The following is a 22,103-nucleotide window of genomic DNA, read 5'->3' as shown; positions in this document are numbered from 1 at the left end:
TGCGTCGCTTTCTCTGGAAATGTCAAGAGGTTATATCGATCGTAGCGAGAATTACAACGAAGGAAAATCGGACTCACTCCGAGACGATCGCTTGGATCCGAGAAGAAATGGAGTTCATTCCGTCGAATTCCGGATGTGCGTTGCAAAATTGGATCCAACGTTGCCTGTCGATTCGAAGAGGATCGTCCAAGATCAAACCGGAACGAACGTCCTTTTTTTCCACGTCCGAAAGGTCAGACACAGGATCGGATCGAAAAAGTTCCGGAGACTCCCGTTTCAGAATTTCTAAAATGGAGAATCTTCGTTCCCAAGAGTTCGATTTCTGATAACGGATTCCCAAAAGGCTTTTTTTCCTGGAAAGTTGGACACGATCGAAGGCTTCGTAACCGGTCGACCGACAGTGAGTTCTGCCTCCGCTTCTCTGAAAATCCACACCTTTGAAAATCATTCTTCCGTATGCGAGATGTTTGGCGAAGGAGACGGCGATCCCGGCCATATTGAGGGACGGGTTTTCGAAAATCGGAGCCTCAGGAAAGAAGAGGGAGCGTAACGTTTGATCCAAAGGATGGGTTGAAAAATAAATCCACTTCGGATTCGGAAGATCAAAAAGATAAGAAGAACCACCAAACCAGGTAAGAATCGGAACGTTCGGAGGAAGAATGTTTCGAAAGTGAAATAACGTTCCTCTGGAAGAATCGATGCTCAAAACAAGGTCCGGGAGAATGCCCGAGCTGATGAGCCAGCCAAGCGAAGTATCGGAAGCAAGGAGATGAAATCGATTTCGGTTTTGAAGAATCCAATCGGTCTCTCCTTCCAAAGAAGGACTCGCTCCGGTGAAGAGTAAGGTCTGGTCTTGGAAAAAATTCTTCTTTGCTCCGGAAAGAATTTTGGAAGAATTCAGATTCTCGAAGAGACTCAAAACGTTTCGGATCTCGTTTCGAACCCAGATTTTTTGAAAGTACGTTTTGGCGCTTTGATTCTGAGTCGTTTGAGAATTTTGTTTGAGTGAATCCAAAAACCGAAGCGCGAGATCCGGAAATTTTCTGCTATAGACCGGATGTAAGAAGGGGGTGACCTGGTTCGTGTTTTCGAAAAGCCAGTGCGTGAGGGGTTTTTCTAAGAACGTTTCCAGACCGAAGATCATTCGAATTTCATGGCCGTTTTCCGAGTAAGAGCGTAAGAGACGCTCGAAGAATTTTTCCGCGATCGGTTTGAGAGAAGAAATCGGTTCTACGATGAGAAGTCGAACGGGTGTTTTTCGTTTTTTGAGATAGGATTCTACGTGATAACCGAGAGCAAAACCGAAGACAAGAATCGTCTCATAAGGAGAATTCGGAACCGGGATTTGTTCGGAGAGACGTTCTCCTTCCGATGTAGGATTGAATCGAGAATGAAAAAGGAAACCCGATTGGGTTTCCTCTAAGTTCAGGGTTCCGTTTGGATTGGAAACGAGACGGTAGATAAGCGAAAGACCTCTTAGTCCTCTTTTTTCTCGGCTACTTCTTCCTCTTCGTCGTCATCGTCGAGTTTTTCCTCGTCTTCATCCTCATCGTCGTCCTCGTCATCATCCTCGTCTTCGTCATCATCCTCGTCTTCATCCTCATCTTCGTCGGAGTCGAGACCGTCTTCGTCTTCGTCACCGTCTAAAATTGGGCGAGGGGCTTCTTCCGGAATGAAATCTTCTTCGGTGTCTTCTTCCGCGATCGGAGCTTGAGGAGCTTCGAAAAGTCCGTTAAATTTAGAATAAGACGCATTTGTAATGTTTGCTTCTTGATCGAGCTGGATTCTTTCTTCTTTTGTGAAGTAGGCATACTGAACTTCTTCCGTTGCGAGGGCAAACATCGCCTGAACGGCTAATTTTCTTGCTTTGATCTTTTTGGGGAGTTCCAATCTCTCGATTCGGTCCAATGTATGGAATCCGGCAACGGCTTTTTCGTATTTGTTGCGTTTGGCGAGTTCGATGAGAGTTACGATGTCAAATTCAGGATTAAGTTGGTTCATTCGGATTCCCTGGTAGATTCGAAAGGACGTTCAAAATACCAGGAAATCAAGGGTAGAGGACTTGTCAAACGCTTATCGTCCTCATTTCAGAGAAAACTCTTTTTTGGGAACCTCCAAAAAAAACTGTGAAACTTGTTTAATTATGTCGCATTAGATGTTCCTCTCACTGTCTTTCCACTTGGTAGAAAGTGTGCTTGGGAGATTCTTGGGGTCTCGGTTTATTCCTTGAATTTAGAGGCGGAACGCTTTCCTTTGGTATTATCCATGAATTCGGAACCAGATTTCCGTCCTTTCTTTCCCTTCTTTACTGGAAATTATGTAGCATTGATGAAACGATTTGCCCTTTTTATACTTTTAACCCTTTTGACACTTCAATGTGCGCCCTCCGAACAGCCGAACTTGGGAATCCAAAATTTCCAGGGGATGACTTTGGACGGAAAAACGATTCAACTTTCCGATATAACCGCGCCTCGTTTGGTTTTGAATGTCTATGGCCCGAATTGTGTTCCTTGTATCAAAGAACTCCCAGCGCTCAACTTTCTCTATCAAGAAATGCAAAAGGATCCCAAGATCCAATTCTATATGGTCGTGGATCCGGCTCTTTTCTTCGATGACCCGGAAACGATGTCGGAAGAGGAACTTCTCACAAAAGCAAAACCGTTGGTTCAGGAAGAGGCTCGTAAGTTTGGAATTCAAGTTCCGATTCTTCTGATGAAAAAACCGTTCCGTGTGAGTCGCTCCAATTCGATCGTAACGGGAACTCCGGAAACCCTTCTTTTCAAAACAAAACCGCTCGTTCTCTATTATAATTTTATTGGTCCGATCAGCGAAGAAGCGAATCCAGCCAAACTCTCTACGGATCAGAAAGTTCTCTTTTTCAAAAGGATGGCCGGGTCTTCATGAGAAGTTTGATCGTTCGTTTTAAGGACTGCGAAGGTCCTGGGATTCTCTTGGATTCTTTGAAAGAAAGAAATTATAGAATTTCGTATCACAACGCGTACGATACAAGAATTCAACCCATTCCCGACGCTCACTTGATTTTCGACCTCGTTGTCTTATTGGGTGGCCCGCAGTCGGTCGCCGATCCCGCTCTTTTTTCCTTTTTCGAACCTTGGTTCAATCTGGTGCGTTATGCGTCCTCTATGCCCAACCGAAAGGTGATCGGAATTTGTCTCGGTTCTCAAATCATAGCAAAAGCGTTAGGTGGAGAAGTGAGTGTAGGAGAGAAGGGACCCGAGGTCGGATTCTCCAATGTGAGCGTCCAAGAAGCGCATCCTGTTTTGAACGGAACTTCTTCCTTTCCCGCCTTTCATCTTCACGAGGACGTTTTTACGATTCCGAAGGGCGGCAAACATCTTCTAAAAAGTGAGATGTATCCCAATCAGATGTTTTCCTTCCAAGATAGAATTTTCGGAATTCAATGTCACCTGGAAGTTACGGCTCCTATGCTCCAGGTTTGGAAGGGAGTTCACGCGGATTTTATTCGTTCTGCGGGTTGGGTTCCTGGACCCGATACGGAGTCTTTGAGGTCTCAGATGGAGACTTCAGGACGTAGCATATTCAACGCGATTCTCGACCTATGAAACTCGAAAATCCAAAAGTAACATTTCAATAACGTAATACGGAAAACTGATATGATTCAAAGCATTCTCCGGGTAATCCTTGGAAGTAAATTCGAAAGAGATATAAAGAAACTCATCCCGATCGTTCAACAGATCAATTCTCTGGAAGACAAGATGAAAGCGTTGAGCGATTCGGATCTTTCTTCGCAGACGATTCGGTTTCGGGAAAGACTCGAGAAAGGAGAAACGCTCGACTCGATTCTTCCGGAGGCGTTCGCCACGGTGAGAGAAGCGTCTCTTCGTACGATGGGAATGCGTCACTTCGACGTTCAGATGATGGGTGGGATCGCGCTTCACGGCGGGAACATCGCGGAGATGAAAACGGGTGAAGGGAAAACTCTGACTTCCACTCTTTCGGTTTATCTGAACGCACTCGCAGGACACGGGGTTCACGTAGTTACCGTTAACGATTATCTCGCAAAGCGGGACGCGAACTGGATGAAGCCGATCTACGACTTTCTCGGGATTTCCGTCGGTGTGATTCAACACGATATGGATCACGAACAGAGAAAGATCGCTTATTCTGCGGACATCACCTACGGAACGAACAACGAATTCGGTTTTGATTATCTCAGAGACAATATGGTTTCTCACAGGGATCACAAGGTCCAGAGATCTCATTTTTACGCGATCGTGGACGAGGTCGACTCGATCCTGATCGACGAAGCGAGAACTCCACTGATTATATCCGGTTCCTCGGATGAAACCACGGACAAATATGTTCGTATCAATAAGATCATTCCTAAGCTAATCGAAGGCGAGGACTACGAGGTCGATGAAAAGGCGCGTAACGTGCTTCTTTCGGAAAGAGGGGTTTCTCACGTGGAAGAAATCCTCGGGATCGACAACCTCTACGCTCCCGAAAACGTGGATTTGGTTCACCACGTTCATCAGTCTCTCAAAGCCCACAAGATCTTTCAGAAAGACGTGGACTACGTTGTCCAAGGCGGTGAGGTGATCATCGTAGACGAATTCACCGGACGTCTTATGGCTGGAAGGAGATATTCCGACGGTCTTCACCAATCTCTCGAGGCAAAAGAAGGCGTTACGATCGCAAAAGAATCTCAGACCCTGGCTTCGATCACGTTTCAAAATTATTTCAGAATGTATGACAAACTCGCGGGGATGACCGGAACCGCGGACACCGAAGCGGAAGAATTCAGAAAGATCTACAACCTGGACGTCATCGTAATTCCGCCTAACGTGACGGTTCAAAGAAAAGACTTTCCCGATCGAGTTTACAGAACCGAAAAGGAAAAGTTCGAAGCCATCCTCGGAGAAATCCGCGATCTTCAGAGCAACAAACAACCGGTTCTTGTGGGAACGATTTCCATCGAAAAGTCCGAAGTTCTTTCCAGAATGCTTTCCTCCGCGGGAATTCAACACAATGTCTTAAACGCAAAGTTTCACGAAAGAGAAGCTGAGATCGTTGCAAACGCGGGAAAACCGGGCGCGGTCACGATCGCTACCAACATGGCGGGCAGGGGAACGGATATCGTCCTCGGTGGAGCGCAACTCTACAAAGAGAATCTGGAAACCTGGAAAGACGAAGACGATCTCGTACGACAATTCAAGGAAGCCATCTTAAAACAAAATCTGGATCTGGCGGAAACGATCGCGCAGAAAATGGATTCCGGCGCGAAACAAAAAAGAGCCTCCGAAATTCTCGGGTCCATCAAAATTTGGAAAAAGAACCACGAAGAAGTTTTGAACGCGGGCGGTCTTCATATCCTCGGAACCGAAAGACACGAAGCAAGACGGATCGACAATCAGCTTCGCGGACGTTCCGGTCGTCAGGGAGATCCGGGTTCCAGCAGATTCTACCTTTCCCTCCAAGACGATTTGATGAGAATCTTCGGTTCCGATCGTATTTCCGGACTGATGAAATGGGCGAACATGCCGGAAGGTCAAGAGATCGAGAGTAAGATGGTGAGTAACGCGATCGCAAGAGCTCAGAAACGAGTCGAAGGTCATAACTTCGATATCAGAAAACATCTTCTCGAATACGACGACGTCATGAACCGTCAGAGAATCGTAATCTACAAAATGAGAAACGAAGTCCTCGAGAACGAAGACATCGCTCCTCTGATTCTCGGGTTTATAGAAGAATCCGTCGAGAATCAAGTCGTCACTCATTGCGAAGGAAGTAATCCTTCGGCGTGGAATCTGGAAACACTCAACGAGTGGCTGGAAGGTCTGGACCTCGACGTCAAAATCAAAGAAGAAGATTTCAAAAAAACGAAGAATCCACAACTCGCACTTTTTGAGACGATCAACGCCGCGGCGAAAAAACGTTACGAAACGAGAACGGAAAGTATCGGAAAGGACATCTGGAAACTTTTGGAAAGAAATATTTTCCTCGATATCCTCGATCATCGTTGGAAAGAACATCTCTATTCCATGGATCATCTCAGAGAAGGGATTTGGACCGTAGGTTATAGCGAGCGCAATCCACTCGTAGAATACAAACTTCAAGGTTTTAGAATGTTCGACGTCGCGATTGAAAATCTAAAAAACGAAGTCGTCAACTTTCTCTTCCGTGTGGAAGTAACGGAAAATTCTAAACTACCTGAAGAGAAAAAAGAATATAAGAAAGTAGGTCAGGAAGTGACCGGTGGATTTCCGACCTTACAAGGTGGGAACCCGAATTCTTCCCGCTCCAATGGAGCAACGGTTACGGTGACGACGAGTTCCGGCGGCGGAACGGAACGAAAGACGAGCCGGAGAAGAAAGAGGTGAGTTCTTTCACGAAGATTCTTTCTTTTCTTTTGTGGACAACTCTTCTCGTTTCCTGCGTAACTCCTCCACCTCCAAAAGGATCTGCAAAACAGATCTTTGCGGATTGTATGGAAACCTTCGGAGATAAGGAGAAGTGCGAAAAGCTGGTTCTGAAACAACTCCTTGGATCCGGGCAAACTACGAATCCCGAAACCGGCGTTGTGGAAAATCAGACCGCGACCGAGCCGGCTCTGGACCCTGAAATTGAAAAGAATTTGCGCCTTCGTTCCGAAATCAAAGACACTCTCCAAGGACAAAATCGGATCTTTGTAAAAGAGTATTTGGGAAATCCGGATCAGATCCAATTTCGGACCAATAGTATCGAAGCATTTCTCTACTTTCGTCCCATCAGTCGGTTCAAACCAGGCGCAAAACCCGACGTAGAAATTCGAGTATTGATGCGAAATGGGACCGTAGTTCGCGTGGAACACGTAGCGCCTTAGAAATTCGACCCAGTGAAATACGCGGCGGTGCGCTGATTTTAGACAAATCGATCGAAAAACGATTGTAGAGGCATTGCTACCTAAGAAATGTGGACTTTAAATGCAGGTCCACTGGCTCACCAGACTTTTGATCCTGATTCTTACTGCGGTAATCGTATTACCCTGTGAAGAAGACGGAACGTTTGACCTCGCATTTTTAGATGTCAAAGGTACGGAAGCGTATTCCACCTTTTCAAAACGGATCGAAAAAAAAGAAACCAGAGCCGAATTTCAGTGTGAACTGGATTCTCAAGAATTTGCGATTCGACTCAGAAGCCGTTACGACTTTTTAGATCTCGTTTTTTCCGGTTTTTTCGAACTTACAAAATCGGAAATCGAATTCTTTCAACGAAACTTCTTCGCTCCTAAAACTCAGTACAATTATCTCCTCTCCTCCTTACTCTTAAATCTTCCTCCACCGATTGCTTAATTAGAAAAATATAATATTCTATCGTTAGAATTTTATCGAATGATGAGTCTCAATTTAGTGCGCCGCACTGAGTTGAAATCCAAACTCACTAATGAAGACAGATTTGATCCTGGAGAACCGTACAACTTGATCCGCAAACATACAAAACTGGAAAACTTATGAAAAAGATTTTCACGCTCATCATTCTGCTCTCGCTACAGCCGATTCTTCCGGAAGAATCAAAAACGGCCATTTCCTCTTCGAACGGGGAGCAACCCAGTCTTGGTATTCCCGCGACTTCGACTCAATCGGAGAATCCGATCCAAGCGGAGGCCCCGAACGGAATTCCGGTCGAATTCACTCTTGATCTCAAAACCGCGGAAGAAAAGCTCTGGAGAAACAACCTTCTCTTACTCGCTTCTCGTTTTAACATCGACGCGCGAAAAGCCGGTATCGAACAAGCCGGACTTTATGCCAACCCGAACATCTTCATCGATCAGAGTATCTTTGCGGAACCGACTCAGAGATATTTCGACTTCACTCGTTCCGGACAAACCGTCGTTCAGATCCAGCAGTTGTTTTTACTCGGCGGTAAGATCGGAAAGAGGGTTCGAGTCGCGGAACTGAACGCTCGTATGAGTGAACAGGAATTTTACGATCTCGCGCGCGGTCTCGTCACCAAGTTAAGAAAACTTTTTTACGCGATCTATTACTATCGTCAGGCGATCACCTTTTACGATCAAAGTTTGGAAGCCCTCGGTAGAACGGTTTCCTCCGCGGAGATGGGTTATAAAAGAAGAGCGATTCTACAGGCTGAAGTTCTGCGTCTCAAGGCCCTTTATTTCTTTCTCAAAAAAGAAAGAGAAGATTTGAATATTCGAATTTTGGAAAGGGAAGCGGACTTGAGGGTTTTGTTAAACGACGACTCTCTTCGTAGTTCGGAAGTTAAAATTGTTCCCCAGATCAATGAAGATCACTTGGACTTTTTGGAACCGGCGAAATTAAAACGGGACGAACTTTTGGAACTCGCAAGAAACAAAAGACCCGATCTCAAAAAAGCGATCCAGGCGCTTCGATACGAAGAAGCCAACTTGGAATTGCAACACGCGAACGCGATTCCCGATCTCGCCTTCGGTCCGATGTACAACCGGGGTGGAACGGCCTTTCAAAACTATTGGGGGATCACCGCTCAGTTGAACATTCCTATCTTTGATAGAAATCAGGGAAACATCAAGGCTTCCGAAAAAGCGATTCTTTCCAAAAAGCAGGAATTGAAGAACACACTTTTGGAAGTGGAAAACGAAGTCGCCGTTTCGATCGAAACCGCGAGAGTCAAAGACAATCTCTACAGAAAATTCAGAAATACTTATACCAAGGAATATCTGGATCTTTCGAAAGACATGATTCTTAGTTACGAAAAACGTTATATAACGATTTTGGAATTTGCCGATTTTTTTGAAACCTATCGTTCCAGCGTCGTAGAAATGCTAAAACTGCAAACGGATCGTATGGACGCGATCGAGGGAATCAATTACTCGGTCGGTCAGGGAATTCTCATTCCGAAATTATCGGATCCCGTTACGAATCCAAAGAAGGAAGACTGATTATGAAATTACCCTTTACGAAACGCACCACATTCATTCTTGGAATCGCGGCTTTTATCGCCATCGTTTCCCTCGCCGTTCTCGGACTTTCCAAACGTGGAAAACCGACGATTCATCTTCCTAGCAAAGCGATCGTTCACGATAAAGGAGAATGGATCGAATTTAAGGAGAACAGCCCCGGTTTGGAAATCATTAAAACCGCTCAGATCGGCAAAGAAGGAGAATTCGTCGAGGTGGAAGCACCGGCTCGTTTGATCGCTTCCTCTTCTCCTTCCATGAGCGGCGGTGAAAAAATCATTCTTTTCGAATCGGCAGATTTGAACGACCTTTATGTGGGTTATATTCATTCGAAGAATAGTCTGAACCGTTCCCGTAAGAATCTCGAGCGGATCAAGGATATGTTCAAACACAGGGTCGCGACCGAAAAGGATCTGATCGAAGCGGAGACGGAGGCGGAAAACGACGCGGCTGAACTCGCGGAATTCGAAGGAAAACTTCGAGCCGTAGGTTTGAATCCGGCAGAACTCAGAAATGCAAGCGCGCTGAGCGCTTGGATCATTTGCGACGTTCCAGAATCTCAACTTCAAAGTTTGAAAAAAGGGAAGAAGGTGAAACTGAAATTCTCCAGTTTCCCTGAAATCGCTTGGACAGGAACCGCAGAAGCCTTAGGAGACAACGTGGACCCAACCACTCGTACGGTAAAAGTTCGGATCGCGGTTCGAAACGAAGGTTACGTTTTAAAACCCGGTATGTTCGCTACGGTCCGTTTTCCGGAAGATAGAAAAGGAGATACCGTAGTCATTCCTTTTACTTCCGTGATCACCGTTGAAAGCAGAAGTTATGTTTTCGTGGAAGAATCTCCTCGCGAATTTTACAAAAGAGAAGTGATCTTAGGAACGTCAGGCGAGGATCGAGTCACCGTTGTGGAAGGACTTACCAAAGGCGACAAAGTCGTAGTGGAAGGAACCATTCTTCTCAAAGGACTCAGCTTCGGTTTCTAACATGAAAGATTTTAAACTTATTAGTATACTTTTAATATCAGTTTTTTTGAATGTCTCACTTTTGGGGCAGACTCAAAAAAAAGATTCCAAATCGGATCCATCTCCGGAATGGGTGGAAGAACCGGACGGAAAAACCCGGATCGGAAAAGAAGGCGCGAATGAAGATTCGCTCAACGGGAAGGCGCTTCCGAATTCTACAAACTTTCTCGTCTACGGCGCAAGTATCGGTTCTCCTGGAAGTATCAACTTCAATGTAGGTTATTATTACAAGGACGTCGTTCTTCGAGCCTCCGGTGGGAAATGGAATCCGCACTGGTGGGGTGGTCAGGTCGATATCGGTTACAGTTTTTGGAAAACGCCGGTTGTCGCACATAGCGTTTCCCTTGTATTCGGAAAATTTGAAGTGGATCCGTTTCAACCCGAGGTGGGGAGGGGTGGACAAAATTCTTATCCATCCGGTTCGTCCTTTCCCGGTTACAGTCATCGGGACCCGACGTACGAGGACCTGATCATTCGTTCCTATGTCACGGATCAAAACCCGACCTTGGCCTTATATCTCGAACACGAAAGCAGAGACAGACAAAAGGTCCACTTGAATCAACAATACGTCGGTTTGACCTATGATTTTTTATTGGGAAATTTTTTCCTTCAGTTAGGCGGCGGGATCGGGAAAGGAGATTATAAGAATCCGCAACTCCTGATCCAAATCGGTTATCTTTTTGATACGAGGTCTTCGGAATGATTCGGAATCTTATCGAAGTTGTACTTCGTTATCGTATCGCCACTCTCGCGGCGACCATGGCATCGATCGTTTTCGGGACTTGGGCCTGGATCGATATTAGAAAAGAAGCATATTCCGATATCGCCGACACACAAGTCCGTCTGATCGCGAAGTTTCCGGGAAAGGCCGCGGTAGAAGTCGAGGAGCGTGTCACGATTCCGATTGAAAGGGTTTTGAATGCGATTCCTAAGGTTGCAGTCAGAAGATCCAGAACGATCAACGGTTTGGTCGTATTTCAATTCGTCTTTGAAGACGGAACGGACGATTACTTTGCGAGAACAAGGCTTCTGGAAAGAGTCCGGGACGCGGACATTCCTGCGGAAGTGGAACCTTCACTCGGACCGATGAGTTCTCCCGTTGGTGAAATTTTCAGATACGTCGTTGAATCCAACGCGAACCACACACCGATGGAACTTCGGACGATCCAAGACTGGGTAATCATGCCGAAGATGTTGCAGATCCCGGGAATCGCAGACGTGGTCACATTCGGCGGTTTGCCGAAACAATATCACGTCGTAACGACTCCGGATAAGTTGATTCGTTACAAACTTACGATCAACGACGTGATCAAGGCGATTCAGGAAAACAACCTAAATACGGGAGGAAATCTCCTCCTCCAAGGGGAACAAGGTTTTCCGATCCGTTCTTTGGGTGCGATTCGCGATCCGAAACATATCGAAAACATCGTAGTAAAAACGGTCAACGGGGTTCCGGTTTTCATTCGTGATTTGGGAACCGTAGAAATTTCACATCCGATTCCGAGCGGGGTTCTCGGTTATACGGTTCAAAACGATCAAGAAGGTCTGATCGACGTGGATTCTTCCGTTCAAGGTTTGGTCGCGATTCGAAGATGGGGCGATCCGAATATTATGGGAGAAAGAATCAAAGCTCGAGTCAAAGAGATCAACGAGAACTATCTTCCGGACGGAGTTCAGATGAGAACTACGTACGACCGAACCGATCTCGTAAACTATACGTTACGCACCATCGGGAAAACTTTGATCGAAGGTGTCGTGGTCGTCAGTTTGGTTTTGATCTTTTTTATCGGAAGTGTTAAGGCGTCGATGGTAGTCGTTGCCACGATTCCGTTCGCGATGTTGTTCGCGTTTTTGATGATGAATCTCACAGGGATTCCGGCCAGCTTACTTTCATTAGGCGCAATCGACTTCGGAATTATCGTGGACGGTGCGGTGATCATGGTGGAGAATATCATGCGTCGTTATCGGGACGCTTCCCCTTCGGATAAAACGAAAGGAATCATCCGTTTTACCGTGGACGCGGCTTCGGAAGTGGGAACCGAGATCATATTCTCCATTTTGATCATCGTACTTGCGTATCTCCCGATTTTTTCTTTTGAGAGAATCGAAGGACGTCTTTTTAAACCGATGGCGTTTACGATTTCCTTTGCGATTCTCGGTGCTTTGATTTTTGCGATGACCGCGATCCCGGTGATGATGTCCTATATTTATCGAAATTATTTCGAATCGGCGAACCCCGGTCCGATCGAATGGCACAACCCGATCTACGAATGGGTCGAGAAAAAATACGAAAGACTGATCGAATATCTCGTCGAACGTTCGAAACGGGTCGTCACGATTTGTTTCTCTGTGGTTGGGACGTTACTCGTCGTCGGAGGCCTTTCTCTGGGAACCGAATTCTTACCTGAGATGGACGAAGGCGGTTTTAACCTTAGAATTTTCTTTCCTGTTGGAATCTCCCTGCCGGAGTCCAGAAAATTTATCCCGAAGATCAGACAGATGATCTATAAGAATGAACAAGTCAACGTAGTCATTTCTCAGCTTGGAAGAAACGACGACGGAACGGATCCGCTTCCTCCGAACCGATTGGAAGTTCTCGTCGGTTTAAAAGATTACGACGACTGGAAGGAAAAGATCACCAAACAAGAGTTATTGCTTCGGATGAGAAATGACTTGGAAGCGGGTCTTCCCGGTGCACGGGTTAGCTTTTCGCAACCGATCATGGATAACCTTTCCGAGGCGATCATGGGAACGATCGCGGATCTCGCGGTCTTCGTTTCCGGGAATGACTTGAAAGTGATGCGACAGATCGGAGAAGAGGTTCTTGATATCGTAAAAGACATGAAAGGTGCGAGCGAATTCGGAATCGAACAGGAAGCGGACAGCTCTCAGTTGACGATTCGAATCGACCGAGAAGCCGCGGCGCGTTTTGGAATCAACGTAAGCGATATTCAACAGATGGTCGAAGCCGCGATCGGGATGCAGAGAATCGACACTCTTTATGAAGGACCTTCCGATATTCCTCCAAAAACTCCGGCGCGGTTTGGAATCGTAGTCCGCTTCTCAAAAGATTATCGAACCTCTCAAAGAGCGATTGAAAACATGCCGATCATTTCTCCAAAAGGGGAACGGATTCCTCTTTCCGAAGTCGCTCAGGTTACTTTAGAAGAAGGCCCGACGATGATCTTTCGTCAAGAAGGAAGAAGAACCGTCACCGTTCGAACCAACATTCGGGGAAGAGACCAGGGCGGTTTTGTCGCCGAGTTGCAAAAACGAGTCAAACAAAAAGTCAAACTTCCGGACGGATACGAGATTCGATACGGAGGACAATACGAGAATCTCTCCCGAGTTGGGACTCGATTGATGATGGTGATTCCAGTTACGATCGCGATCATCTTTGCCGTGCTCTATCTACTTTATAAAAACTTTAAGTATGTCTACGTCGCGCTTGCTTGTTTGCCTCTTTCTTTGGTGGGCGGAATTTATGCGCTCCTGCTTCGAGGTTATTACTTCAACGTTTCCGGAGGTGTGGGATTTATTTCCTTATTCGGAATCGCGACGATGTCGGGGGTTCTTTTCGTCTCGAGGACCAATCACATATTGATGGAAGACGACGACCTGAGCGTTCGCGAAGCCGTTAAAAAAGCGGCGGTGATTCAGCTTCGACCGATGCTCATGACGATGCTCTTAGCGCTTCTTGGTCTGATTCCTGCAACCCTCGCTTCCGGCGTCGGTTCCGATGTGCAAAGACCGTTGGCAACCGTGATCGTGGGCGGGTTGTTTTCGGCGCTACTATTGGTTCTTACCGTTCTTCCTTCTCTCTATCTAATCTTAGTTGGAGAGAGAAAGACATACGGCGCTTCAAAGAAAACCAGCGAACCTTTGGAGCCGTATTCTTATCTGGATCAATATTCGATGGAAGAATACGAGGAAGAAGAATTGGAACTCTCCAAAAGCAAGGTCAAAAAAACATCTGCTTCGAAGGAACAGAAGGGGAAGGCCTCGGCGACAAGGAAACCGAAAAAGAAATAGAACGACCGTGTATTCAATTCGAATGTGAGAGGAAGCGAATACTTACATTCCGAATTGAATCCTACTGGAAACCATTCCTTTTTCCGGTTTACGCATCAGAAGGAGGAGATTCTCCTCCTTTCTTCCGAGCTGAACGCAGAAACGTCGTTTCATAAAGATCATTCTAAATCACAAACCCAATGTGAGAATGTGGTCCATCGATTCAGTTCCCGTTTTCGAAATTTGCACGGAAGCAAAAAAAGATAAGGAATGGGATGTGCGTTCTTATCGAAGATTTCATTTTGCAAATGCGAACGAAAGAAGAATGCAAAGCCACTCTCCTTCATTGAAATTCAAAGAAAGAATCCAGTTGATTTGAAAAGAAGGAAAATCGTAGTTTATGGAAGAGAAAAAAATTTTTCTTTAAAGAAAAAAGGCGGATCTTAGCGAAGCGCAAGATAGTATTCGGAAATATAAAGAAGTTGCTGTTCCGTCAAAAGATTTTCCGTAAAAGGAAGGGAAGAATCCAAACCTTCGTTCTTGGAGCGTCGCCGCGCTTGCTCTTCGAAAGAAAGCGTTTTGGTCGAAACGGAGTTTTTCCATGATACGTTTGCTTTTTGTAAGATTTCACTGAATTTCATACTGCTCTTTCTCTTTTAAAAAAGGCGCTCCTGATAAGAGCGCCTTTTGATACATCAAAACTAAGGATATTGTGAATCTAAGTTTTAGAACTTCGCAACGATACCTAAAGTCAGACCGTTTTGGTAATCTTGTTTGTCACCTTTCTGATCAACGAATTGTTTACCGGACGCCCAGTCTCTACGAAGATCCAATTTGATTAAGAGGTTCTCGGTAAAGTTCCACACAGGAGTTACAGTAAAAGTTTTGTACTGTCCCGCGTTTCTGGTTCCGCTGTAATCTTTGTAATCGTCGCTCATAGCTTGGAGAATTTGATCTTTGCTGATCGCAAACGCTCCCAAATTCGGGTCTGCCGCAAGCGCAGTTGCAATGGATTCCGCAATGATCGTATCGTTCGCCTTTTTGTAATCACTTACGTAAGTGTTCGGGCCCATGAAAGGGTTAAACGTAGTCAAAGCTCCGTTGTTGTGTTTGTCGTCAATGTACTCGGCGCGAACGTTTACGCCCCAAGCTTCATTGATTTTAAACTTCGCCCAAATTCCGTAAGCTTTGTAAGTGGATTTTACGTCTCTTTTGTTGTTCAGACCGTAGAAAAGAGTATCCTTGTTGAAAACTTCAGAACCGGTAGCGTCCACATTGTAACGTTTTTGATCCAAGCCATTGTTCGCAAGACTTCCCGATTTTTCGCTCCAAGTGTAATCCAAGTCGATTGTGATCTTGTCCGTAGGAGTGATGGAAAGGATTGCATGGTTCATAAACCAATAGTCCTTGTTGTATTTCGCTCTTTCCGGATTCGAAACATTGTATTTTCCAAGCGCAGGATCTCCGTTGTTTGCCAATTCCGTTGCGAAAGCCGCTTTCAAGGGATCGACGCGGGCGCCGGAGTTGTCACTTGAATACAAAGTGTTCCATGTGATCGTGAGTTTATCCTCGATCAAAGTTCCTTTGATTTGAGTTCCAATTGCCTTTCTTTCGGTCGCTCCTTCCAAGAGGAAGTTCTTAGAAGACGCGAAAGCCGCATTCTTTGTAGGATCGCCGATAGCAGTCTGCGGAGAAGTGTAGCCGGTGCCGATTCCACTGTTGTAGATATAAAAGGTTCCAGCCCATTTATCCGTAAACTGTGTTGTTAAGCGAGCACCGGTGTGAATGAAAGGGATCGTGTTTTGGAAGATGGCCCCTATCGAGTAGTTCGGATTACTCATGGATTCGAGAACCTCGTAACCGATATGTGTAGCCATCTTACCGACGTCCAAAGTCATTCCTTTCAGAACCGGAAAATACATACTGATATATGCTTGTTTTAGCATATTGTAGTTGTAAGTCGCGTTATTCTGAGTGTAAGGGTTTTCTTGATACGGGTTGTTGAGACCGTTCTGAAAATCCACACGAAATCCCCAAGGGGAACTTTTCTCTGCGGCCTTTTGGACCGTGAGAGCCGCCGCGTTTACTGCGAAGTTCTTATTGTTCGTCTCGAATGCGCGAGTAGAATCGATATCATTTCCTTGTTTCGGGTTCAGGTTGTACATGTAATACACGTCAACAAACCCGGAAAACTCAACCTGATCATACCATTTCTTATCTTCTGGCTCGGCCGCTTTGGCCGGCGCGGGTGCTACTGCCGCTTCTGTTGCAGGTTTTTTCCCAGTCTGGGCAAAGACTTGGGAAGTTCCTACAAGGCAGAGGACAGAAGCAACGAGGCTTAATGTTTTTATTCTCATCATTCTCCTAAATCTCCTATGCCCTTTCTATGCAAGATGCGTGCCAAGGCTTAAATTAGGGAATTTAGCTGAAAAAAGTGCAGATTTCTTTAGATCTAAAGGGTTAGAGTGTTTATAAATTGAGATAAAGGTGAATGACGGGACTTTTTATTGGGACAAATGCTTAAAAAAGATGCAAATTTGGAGAAGGGATTAGACAGGAATTCTTTGGAGAAGAATTTCTTTTCGATTTTCCAAAGGATTTTCCAAGACATAAATCAGAAGACTGGAAAGAATGCCTCCTATTTCTTTCGGAGGAAGTTGGGGCCTGTGTTTGAGAATGTCTTCCCCTCGAACGGCGAGTTCGGTCACGAGTAAAGCTTGCGGCTCTTTCGCCAAAGCAAGAACGCGAGAAGAATGCAAGACCGAACGAAGAGAAGGCTCATACACAAAACAAAGTTTGAGGATATGTTCGAGGACGATCAAAAGATTCTCCCGGGTTGCGTGAACACAGGTCGGATGAAGAAGAATTTTACGGATTTCCGCGTCCGAGATTTCCTTCTTTTCTTTCCAGGCAAGAATCTCGTAAAGAATTCCCGCAAAGAAAATCGAATCCTTTGTGTTGTGATTGGAATAACGAAGATCTTTCAAGAATTGTTTCGAATGAGTTCCCACGGCAAACGAGCCAAACAACCAGGCGTGCAAAAATGTTAAACGAAGACTCAAAGGAAACGTAGGAATCTCCTTCATTCTTTCCGCGGCGGGTTCGTTCTCGTTTGGGTAGAGGGCAACGTTTGTAAACAATTCTAAGATTTGGAATTTTTTGAAAAGCTGGAGAGAGGGAAACGGATCTTTGCTCTTGAGTGTTTTGTTGAGTTCGTCGTGAACTCGTTCGCGCGAAACCTTCGCCGTGATGTTTCTACAAGTGCGGATCGCTTCGGCCGTATGAGGATCCAAGGAGAATCCGAGGCTACTCACAAAACGGAGAGCGCGGATGGGTCGGAGTCCGTCCTCTGTAAATCTTCCGATCGGATCTCCGATCGTTCTTATGATTTGGTTTTGAATGTCTTTGATCCCGTCGTGTTCGTCGATGAGGAGTTTTCTTTCCAAGTCGAGCGCAAGCGCGTTCATCGTGAAGTCTCTGCGTTTCAAATCTTCACTCAAGGAAACTCCGAATTCTACGCTTTCGGGTCTTCTTCCATCCACGTAGTCGGCGTCTTTTCGAAAGGTCGTGATTTCGTAGGCACGATCGTGAAACAAAACCGTCACGGTTCCGTGTTTGAGTCCGGTCGGAACGGTTCTTTTGAAAAGAAAAAGAATCTGTTCGGGCAAAAGAGACGTCGTGAGATCGAATTCTTCCGGTTTGACGTCGAGGACTAAATCTCGGACGGAACCTCCGACGACGTAACATTCTCCGCCTGCGTTTCGGATCGTTTGTGTCAGAGAAAGAATATCGGAACGAAAGGGTTCGGGGATTTTCCCGATCAAAACGGAAGGATCCAGTTCAGTCATTTTGAATCATTTTTTTCCAGAGATTTCCGTATCGTTCGCGAAGGGTTGCATTGTTCTCCAAGATCCGATCGATCTTTTGTTTCCATTCCGGATCCACCGTGATCTGGCTAAAGGGAAGTTCCGTTTTTTCGGAAAGGATTTTGTCGATCCCAAGCGCGGTTTTCTCTGAAGCAAGCGCGCAGAGTTCTTTGGTATCCGGGGTTTCCTTTTCAGAAAGACAGAGAAGAAGCATCTCTTCGAACTTTTCTTCCTTTTGGAGAGAAAGAAGTTTGTTTTTGAGGGAGTTCCCACATTCCCAATAAAGTCCGAATACGAAGAAGAGAATCCAGATTCTTCTCAAAAACGAAACGTTTGCGGGGAAAAGCCGATCCGTTTTATTTCGTAAAGGCTTCGTTGGCGAGTCGATCGGCGAGTGCGTTTTTTTCACGGGGAACATGGGTGATCTGGAAAGATTGTAACGTGGAAACGAGTTTGTCCACTTCCTTTTTGTATTCCAAAAGATTGGGATGTTTTACCTTGTATCTTCCCGTCACTTGTCGAACCACGAGTTCGGAATCCATAAACGCGTGAACGGATTCGTGTTTTCTGCGAATACATTCTTCCAGACCTCGTTTGAGCGCCGACCATTCAGCGACGTTATTTGTGGTTTCTCCGATCTTTTCGGAAAGTGTGAATTCTTCTTTGTTGTCAATAAGACCGGCGACTCCGATCGAGGACGGACCGGGGTTTCCCTTGGACGCTCCGTCACAATAGATCTGGATCAAGAATTCTTATCTCCGCGAAAGAGATCCATCACGAACAAAACCGGTTTCCAGATCAGAATGTAGAACAACAAAAGTCCTCCTTTTACAAAGGCGCTCAAGAAATTTAGAATGAATTCTAAGCTCCAGCTTGTAAAAGAATAGGTGGCTTCGGGGAATAAAAAGGTGAATCCAAAAAGAAGAATCCCGAGTCCGAGAAGGACAAATTGTAAGACCGCGTTTCCGAGGAGAAAGGACGTAAGACTGGCCAGAGTGAAAAATAGTGCTAAGCGAAGTCCGCGTTTTTTGATTTCGAAGTTCATAAAAAGACTGTGCATTTCCGAGTTTTTTGATCCTTGCACGAAATTGAGTTTCTTTGCCATGTTGAAAACAACCGCGTCTTTCGTCGAGTTTTCCCTAAAAAACTTTACGCGTCGGGTCGGTCCCTCCATTCTCTTCCCAAGATGATCCGACAAAAACTCCAAGACATTGTGGATTCTCTTCCGATCAGTCCGGAAAGAAATTGTTCCTACTATTCAGATCGTCCAAGCCATATTCAATATCTTCCGTTTCAAGGAGAGATCGCCAAAGAAGCCCTTCAGTTTTTTTTCGATTCCGGTTTTCGAAGAACCGGAAATATTCTCTACCGAGCTTCCTGCAACGGTTGTCAGGATTGTTTGAGTTATCGAATCCCCTTGGATCATTTTGTTCCCAGTCGCAATCGGAGAAGGCTTTTGAAAATCAATTCGGATCTGATGATTCGATTCTCCCAACCCGAACTCAATTCTGAAAAAGAAATTCTTTATCTTCGTTATCAAAGATCCCGCTATGAAACATTTGTGAGAGAAGAATCCGATCAGGAACTCTTGGAAGGAATGCGCTGGAATCTTTTCGGTCATCCCGAAAATTCTGTGGAGATGTCTCTTTGGTTGGAAGAAAGAATTCTCGGATTTATGATCTTGGATGTAGCCTCGGATTCTCTTTCCGCGGTCTATTCGGTTTACGATCCGGATTTTCCACAGAGAAGTCTGGGGAGTTTTGCCATTCTTTGTTCCATTCTCCACGCGCAGAAACTTGGGATGAAATACTATCACCTTGGCTATTATCTTCCGGGACATCCCGATATGGATTACAAAAAGTATTGGGGGCCTTCGGAAATTCGGGAACCGGACACAAATCTTTGGATCCAATCCGAAGAGTTTCAAAAAAAGTATCCGGACTTTCCTTGGAGTTAGAATTCCCACTCTAAATCATACTTGTCAGTTCCGTTTCTTCCCGTAGAACGGATGAATATGGCAAAAAAAATCATCGTCGTCGGTGCATCGAGCGGAATCGGAAAAGAACTCTCTATCCTTCTTTTGGAACAAGGACATACGGTGACTCTGGTCGCCCGTCGTGATAAGGAATTGAAATCCATCGCGGCTCCTTTCAACACTTCCAAGGAAACAAAAGCCTTTATTATCAAACAGGACGTTACAAATTTTGATCAAGTGGACTCCGCGTTTCAAAAAGCGGTAAAATCCATGAAGGGTCTCGACGAGATCTACTACGCATCCGGAATCATGTATGATATCAAACCGGAAGAATTCGATACTACAAAAGACATCGAGATGTTAAACACAAATCTTCTCGGTTGTGTCGCTTGGTTGAATCCGGCGGCGTTCTATTTCCAAAATCAAAAGAGCGGAAAAATCATCGGAATCTCTTCGATCGCCGGAGATCGTGGAAGAAGAGGGAACCCGGTTTACAACACTTCGAAAGCGGGAATGAATACCTATCTCGAAGCGCTTCGCAATCGCCTCGGAGTTTTGGGGATCCAAGTGCTCACAGTAAAACCCGGTTTTATCGATACGGCGATGACACAGGGATTGAAAGGACTCTTCTGGTTGATCTCCGCAAAAGAAGCGGCGACGATCATTCTCAAAGCGGCGGACGCTGGAAAGGAATGTATCTACGTTCCTGCACGTTGGGGGCTTGTGGGTTTGATCATACGGATGATTCCATCTTTTATCTTCAAACGTCTTTCTATCTAAACCTGGATCGATTGAAAGGGTAAACACTATGGCAACCGCAACCAAATCTTCTCCTAAGAAAAAGTCGGCTTCTTCCAAAACGGCGAACACAAAGACCACGAAGACAAAGAAGTCTTTCGTTGACATTCATCTTCCGGAGGCGACGAAAGTAGAAGCCTGGGGAATGAATCACCATTCGATCTCTCCGGTTGTTTTTCCGGAAAAGGAAGACGATTTTAAAAACCTCTTCGCTTACGCGGAAGAGAAAAAACTCAAGCTGACCTTTCGCGGAGGCGGGTGCAGTTACGGAGACGCGGCGACGAACACGAAGGGTGTCGTGATCGATATTTCGAAATACAATCGAATCTTAGAATTCAACGCAAAGACCGGAATTCTCAAAGCCGAATCCGGTGTAACGATCAAACAACTCTGGGAATTCGGAATTGAAAAAGGATATTGGCCTCCGGTCGTAAGCGGGACCATGTTCCCTACGTTAGGCGGAGCTCTCTCGATGAACATTCACGGAAAGAATAATTTTGCCGTGGGTCCGATCGGAGATCATGTCCAAGAGTTCACCTTCATGACTCCGGACGGAAAGGTTCTTACCTGTTCTCGAAAGAAGAATCAGGATCTATTCTTCGGAGCCATTTCCGGCTTTGGAATGTTAGGCGCTTTTTTGACCGTCACGATTCAGTTAAAACATATCTACGCGGGTAAGATGAAAGTTTGGCCCGTGGTCAGTAAAAATCTCCAAGATATGTACGACTATTTCGAAAGGGAATATAAGAATTCGGATTATCTCGTCGGTTGGGTGGACGCGTTTGCATCCGGAAGTTCTCTGGGAAGAGGACAGATTCACAAAGCGGTTCATTTGAAGAAGGGAGAAGACCCGGAGTTTCCCGAAAATTGTAAATTAGAAAATCAGAATCTACCAAGCACGTTTTTGGGGATCATTCCCAAATCCTGGATGTGGATTTTTATGCTTCCATTCTCCAATAATTTGGGAATGCGTCTTGTAAACTTTGCGAAGTTCATTTCGGGTTATCTTACGAACAACAAACCTTACATGCAAGGCCACGCGGAATACGCTTTTCTTTTGGATTACGTTCCGAATTGGAAGTTTATGTATAAGCCCGGATCGATGATCCAATATCAGAGTTTTATTCCAAAGGAGAATGCGGTGGATGCGTTCTCGGAAATTTTGAGAATCTGTCAAAAAAGAGGAATCATCACTTGGCTTGCCGTATTTAAAAAACACAAACCCGATCCTTTTTTACTCACACACGCATTGGACGGATATTCGATGGCGATGGATTTCCCTGTGACTTCCGGAAACAAAAAGAAACTCTGGGAACTCGCGGGAGAGTTAGACGAAACCGTTTTGAAATTCGGCGGTAAGTTTTACTTTGCAAAGGACAGCACACTTCGGCCGGAGATCGTGCAGAGAGCGTTCCCAAAAAAGAACCTGGAAACGTTTCACGCGCTGAAGAAAAAATACGATCCGAAAGGAATCCTCGAGACCGATCTCTACAGAAGAATTATGGGAATTTGGTGAT

Annotated in this window: 19 protein-coding genes and 1 pseudogene; 12 read left to right on the top strand and 8 right to left on the bottom strand. The window is 45.4% G+C overall.

Going from position 1 to position 22,103, the window contains the following annotated elements:
* Positions 1–73: 73 nt before the first annotated feature.
* Both DLM75_RS09850 and DLM75_RS24420 read right to left on the bottom strand, forming a co-directional pair.
* Positions 74–1,462 (bottom strand): 6-hydroxymethylpterin diphosphokinase MptE-like protein, encoded by a 1,389-nt coding sequence (locus DLM75_RS09850; RefSeq protein WP_118968332.1) that lies wholly within the window; start codon positions 1,460–1,462, stop codon positions 74–76.
* Positions 1,463–1,476: 14 nt separating this feature from the next.
* Positions 1,477–2,069 (bottom strand): annotated as a pseudogene (locus DLM75_RS24420) (DNA primase).
* 196 nt (positions 2,070–2,265) lie between these two features.
* Here DLM75_RS24420 and DLM75_RS09845 point away from each other — a divergent pair.
* The 9 genes from DLM75_RS09845 to DLM75_RS09805 all read left to right on the top strand — a co-directional run bounded on the left by DLM75_RS09845 (position 2,266) and on the right by DLM75_RS09805 (position 13,968).
* Positions 2,266–2,904, top strand: coding sequence for a TlpA family protein disulfide reductase (locus tag DLM75_RS09845; RefSeq protein ID WP_118968588.1), 639 nt, complete (start codon positions 2,266–2,268; stop codon positions 2,902–2,904).
* On the top strand, positions 2,901–3,584 hold the full coding sequence (locus DLM75_RS09840; protein WP_118968331.1) for a type 1 glutamine amidotransferase: 684 nt from the start codon (positions 2,901–2,903) through the stop codon (positions 3,582–3,584). Before DLM75_RS09845 ends, DLM75_RS09840 begins: the two co-directional genes overlap by 4 nt.
* Before the next feature lie 51 nt (positions 3,585–3,635).
* The gene (gene secA / locus DLM75_RS09835; RefSeq protein ID WP_118968330.1) at positions 3,636–6,362 is read left to right on the top strand and encodes a preprotein translocase subunit SecA; all 2,727 of its coding nucleotides are present in this window, start codon (positions 3,636–3,638) and stop codon (positions 6,360–6,362) included.
* Between the two features lie 29 nt (positions 6,363–6,391).
* Entirely contained in the window at positions 6,392–6,844 is a 453-nt protein-coding gene (locus tag DLM75_RS09830) for a hypothetical protein (protein WP_118968587.1), read from the top strand.
* A 100-nt stretch (positions 6,845–6,944) separates the two neighbouring features.
* Entirely contained in the window at positions 6,945–7,313 is a 369-nt protein-coding gene (locus DLM75_RS09825; RefSeq protein WP_118968329.1) for a hypothetical protein, read from the top strand.
* Between the two features lie 158 nt (positions 7,314–7,471).
* Positions 7,472–8,896, top strand: a complete 1,425-nt coding sequence (locus tag DLM75_RS09820) for a TolC family protein (protein ID WP_118968328.1) — start codon at positions 7,472–7,474, stop codon at positions 8,894–8,896.
* A gap of 2 nt (positions 8,897–8,898) precedes the next feature.
* Positions 8,899–9,897 (top strand): efflux RND transporter periplasmic adaptor subunit, encoded by a 999-nt coding sequence (locus DLM75_RS09815; RefSeq protein WP_118968327.1) that lies wholly within the window; start codon positions 8,899–8,901, stop codon positions 9,895–9,897.
* A gap of 1 nt (position 9,898) precedes the next feature.
* Positions 9,899–10,639 (top strand): hypothetical protein, encoded by a 741-nt coding sequence (locus DLM75_RS09810; RefSeq protein ID WP_118968326.1) that lies wholly within the window; start codon positions 9,899–9,901, stop codon positions 10,637–10,639.
* On the top strand, positions 10,636–13,968 hold the full coding sequence (locus DLM75_RS09805) for an efflux RND transporter permease subunit (protein ID WP_118968325.1): 3,333 nt from the start codon (positions 10,636–10,638) through the stop codon (positions 13,966–13,968). Before DLM75_RS09810 ends, DLM75_RS09805 begins: the two co-directional genes overlap by 4 nt.
* 422 nt (positions 13,969–14,390) lie before the next feature.
* Here the strand turns inward: DLM75_RS09805 and DLM75_RS09795 are convergent, their stop codons facing one another.
* The 6 genes from DLM75_RS09795 to DLM75_RS09770 all read right to left on the bottom strand — a co-directional run bounded on the left by DLM75_RS09795 (position 14,391) and on the right by DLM75_RS09770 (position 18,873).
* The gene (locus DLM75_RS09795) at positions 14,391–14,588 is read right to left on the bottom strand and encodes a hypothetical protein (protein WP_118968323.1); all 198 of its coding nucleotides are present in this window, start codon (positions 14,586–14,588) and stop codon (positions 14,391–14,393) included.
* Between the two features lie 84 nt (positions 14,589–14,672).
* Positions 14,673–16,304 carry an outer membrane beta-barrel protein gene (locus DLM75_RS09790; RefSeq protein ID WP_118968586.1) on the bottom strand — a complete coding sequence of 544 codons (1,632 nt, stop codon included), beginning with the start codon at positions 16,302–16,304 and terminating at the stop codon, positions 14,673–14,675.
* A gap of 192 nt (positions 16,305–16,496) precedes the next feature.
* A complete protein-coding gene (locus DLM75_RS09785) occupies positions 16,497–17,795 on the bottom strand; it encodes a CCA tRNA nucleotidyltransferase (RefSeq protein WP_118968322.1) in 1,299 nt (432 codons plus the stop codon).
* On the bottom strand, positions 17,788–18,126 hold the full coding sequence (locus DLM75_RS09780; RefSeq protein ID WP_118968585.1) for a hypothetical protein: 339 nt from the start codon (positions 18,124–18,126) through the stop codon (positions 17,788–17,790). The genes DLM75_RS09785 and DLM75_RS09780 overlap by 8 nt, the downstream gene beginning before the upstream one ends.
* A gap of 43 nt (positions 18,127–18,169) precedes the next feature.
* Positions 18,170–18,559 (bottom strand): ribonuclease HI family protein, encoded by a 390-nt coding sequence (locus tag DLM75_RS09775; RefSeq protein WP_118968321.1) that lies wholly within the window; start codon positions 18,557–18,559, stop codon positions 18,170–18,172.
* Positions 18,556–18,873, bottom strand: a complete 318-nt coding sequence (locus tag DLM75_RS09770; RefSeq protein WP_118968584.1) for a hypothetical protein — start codon at positions 18,871–18,873, stop codon at positions 18,556–18,558. Before DLM75_RS09770 ends, DLM75_RS09775 begins: the two co-directional genes overlap by 4 nt.
* A 126-nt stretch (positions 18,874–18,999) precedes the next feature.
* Here DLM75_RS09770 and DLM75_RS09765 point away from each other — a divergent pair, with 126 nt between their 5' ends.
* The 3 genes from DLM75_RS09765 to DLM75_RS09755 are packed head-to-tail and all read left to right on the top strand — an operon-like array spanning position 19,000 to position 22,102.
* A complete protein-coding gene (locus DLM75_RS09765; RefSeq protein ID WP_118968320.1) occupies positions 19,000–19,770 on the top strand; it encodes an arginyltransferase in 771 nt (256 codons plus the stop codon).
* 57 nt (positions 19,771–19,827) lie between these two features.
* On the top strand, positions 19,828–20,568 hold the full coding sequence (locus tag DLM75_RS09760) for an SDR family NAD(P)-dependent oxidoreductase (RefSeq protein ID WP_118968583.1): 741 nt from the start codon (positions 19,828–19,830) through the stop codon (positions 20,566–20,568).
* Between the two features lie 28 nt (positions 20,569–20,596).
* Complete coding sequence (locus tag DLM75_RS09755) at positions 20,597–22,102, top strand: FAD-binding oxidoreductase (RefSeq protein WP_118968319.1); 1,506 nt, start codon at positions 20,597–20,599, stop codon at positions 22,100–22,102.
* Position 22,103: the final 1 nt, after the last annotated feature.

It is taken from the genome of Leptospira stimsonii, assembly GCF_003545885.1.
GTDB classification, from domain to species: Bacteria; Spirochaetota; Leptospiria; order Leptospirales; family Leptospiraceae; genus Leptospira; species Leptospira stimsonii.
This window is presented reverse-complemented; position numbering and strand designations above follow the sequence as displayed.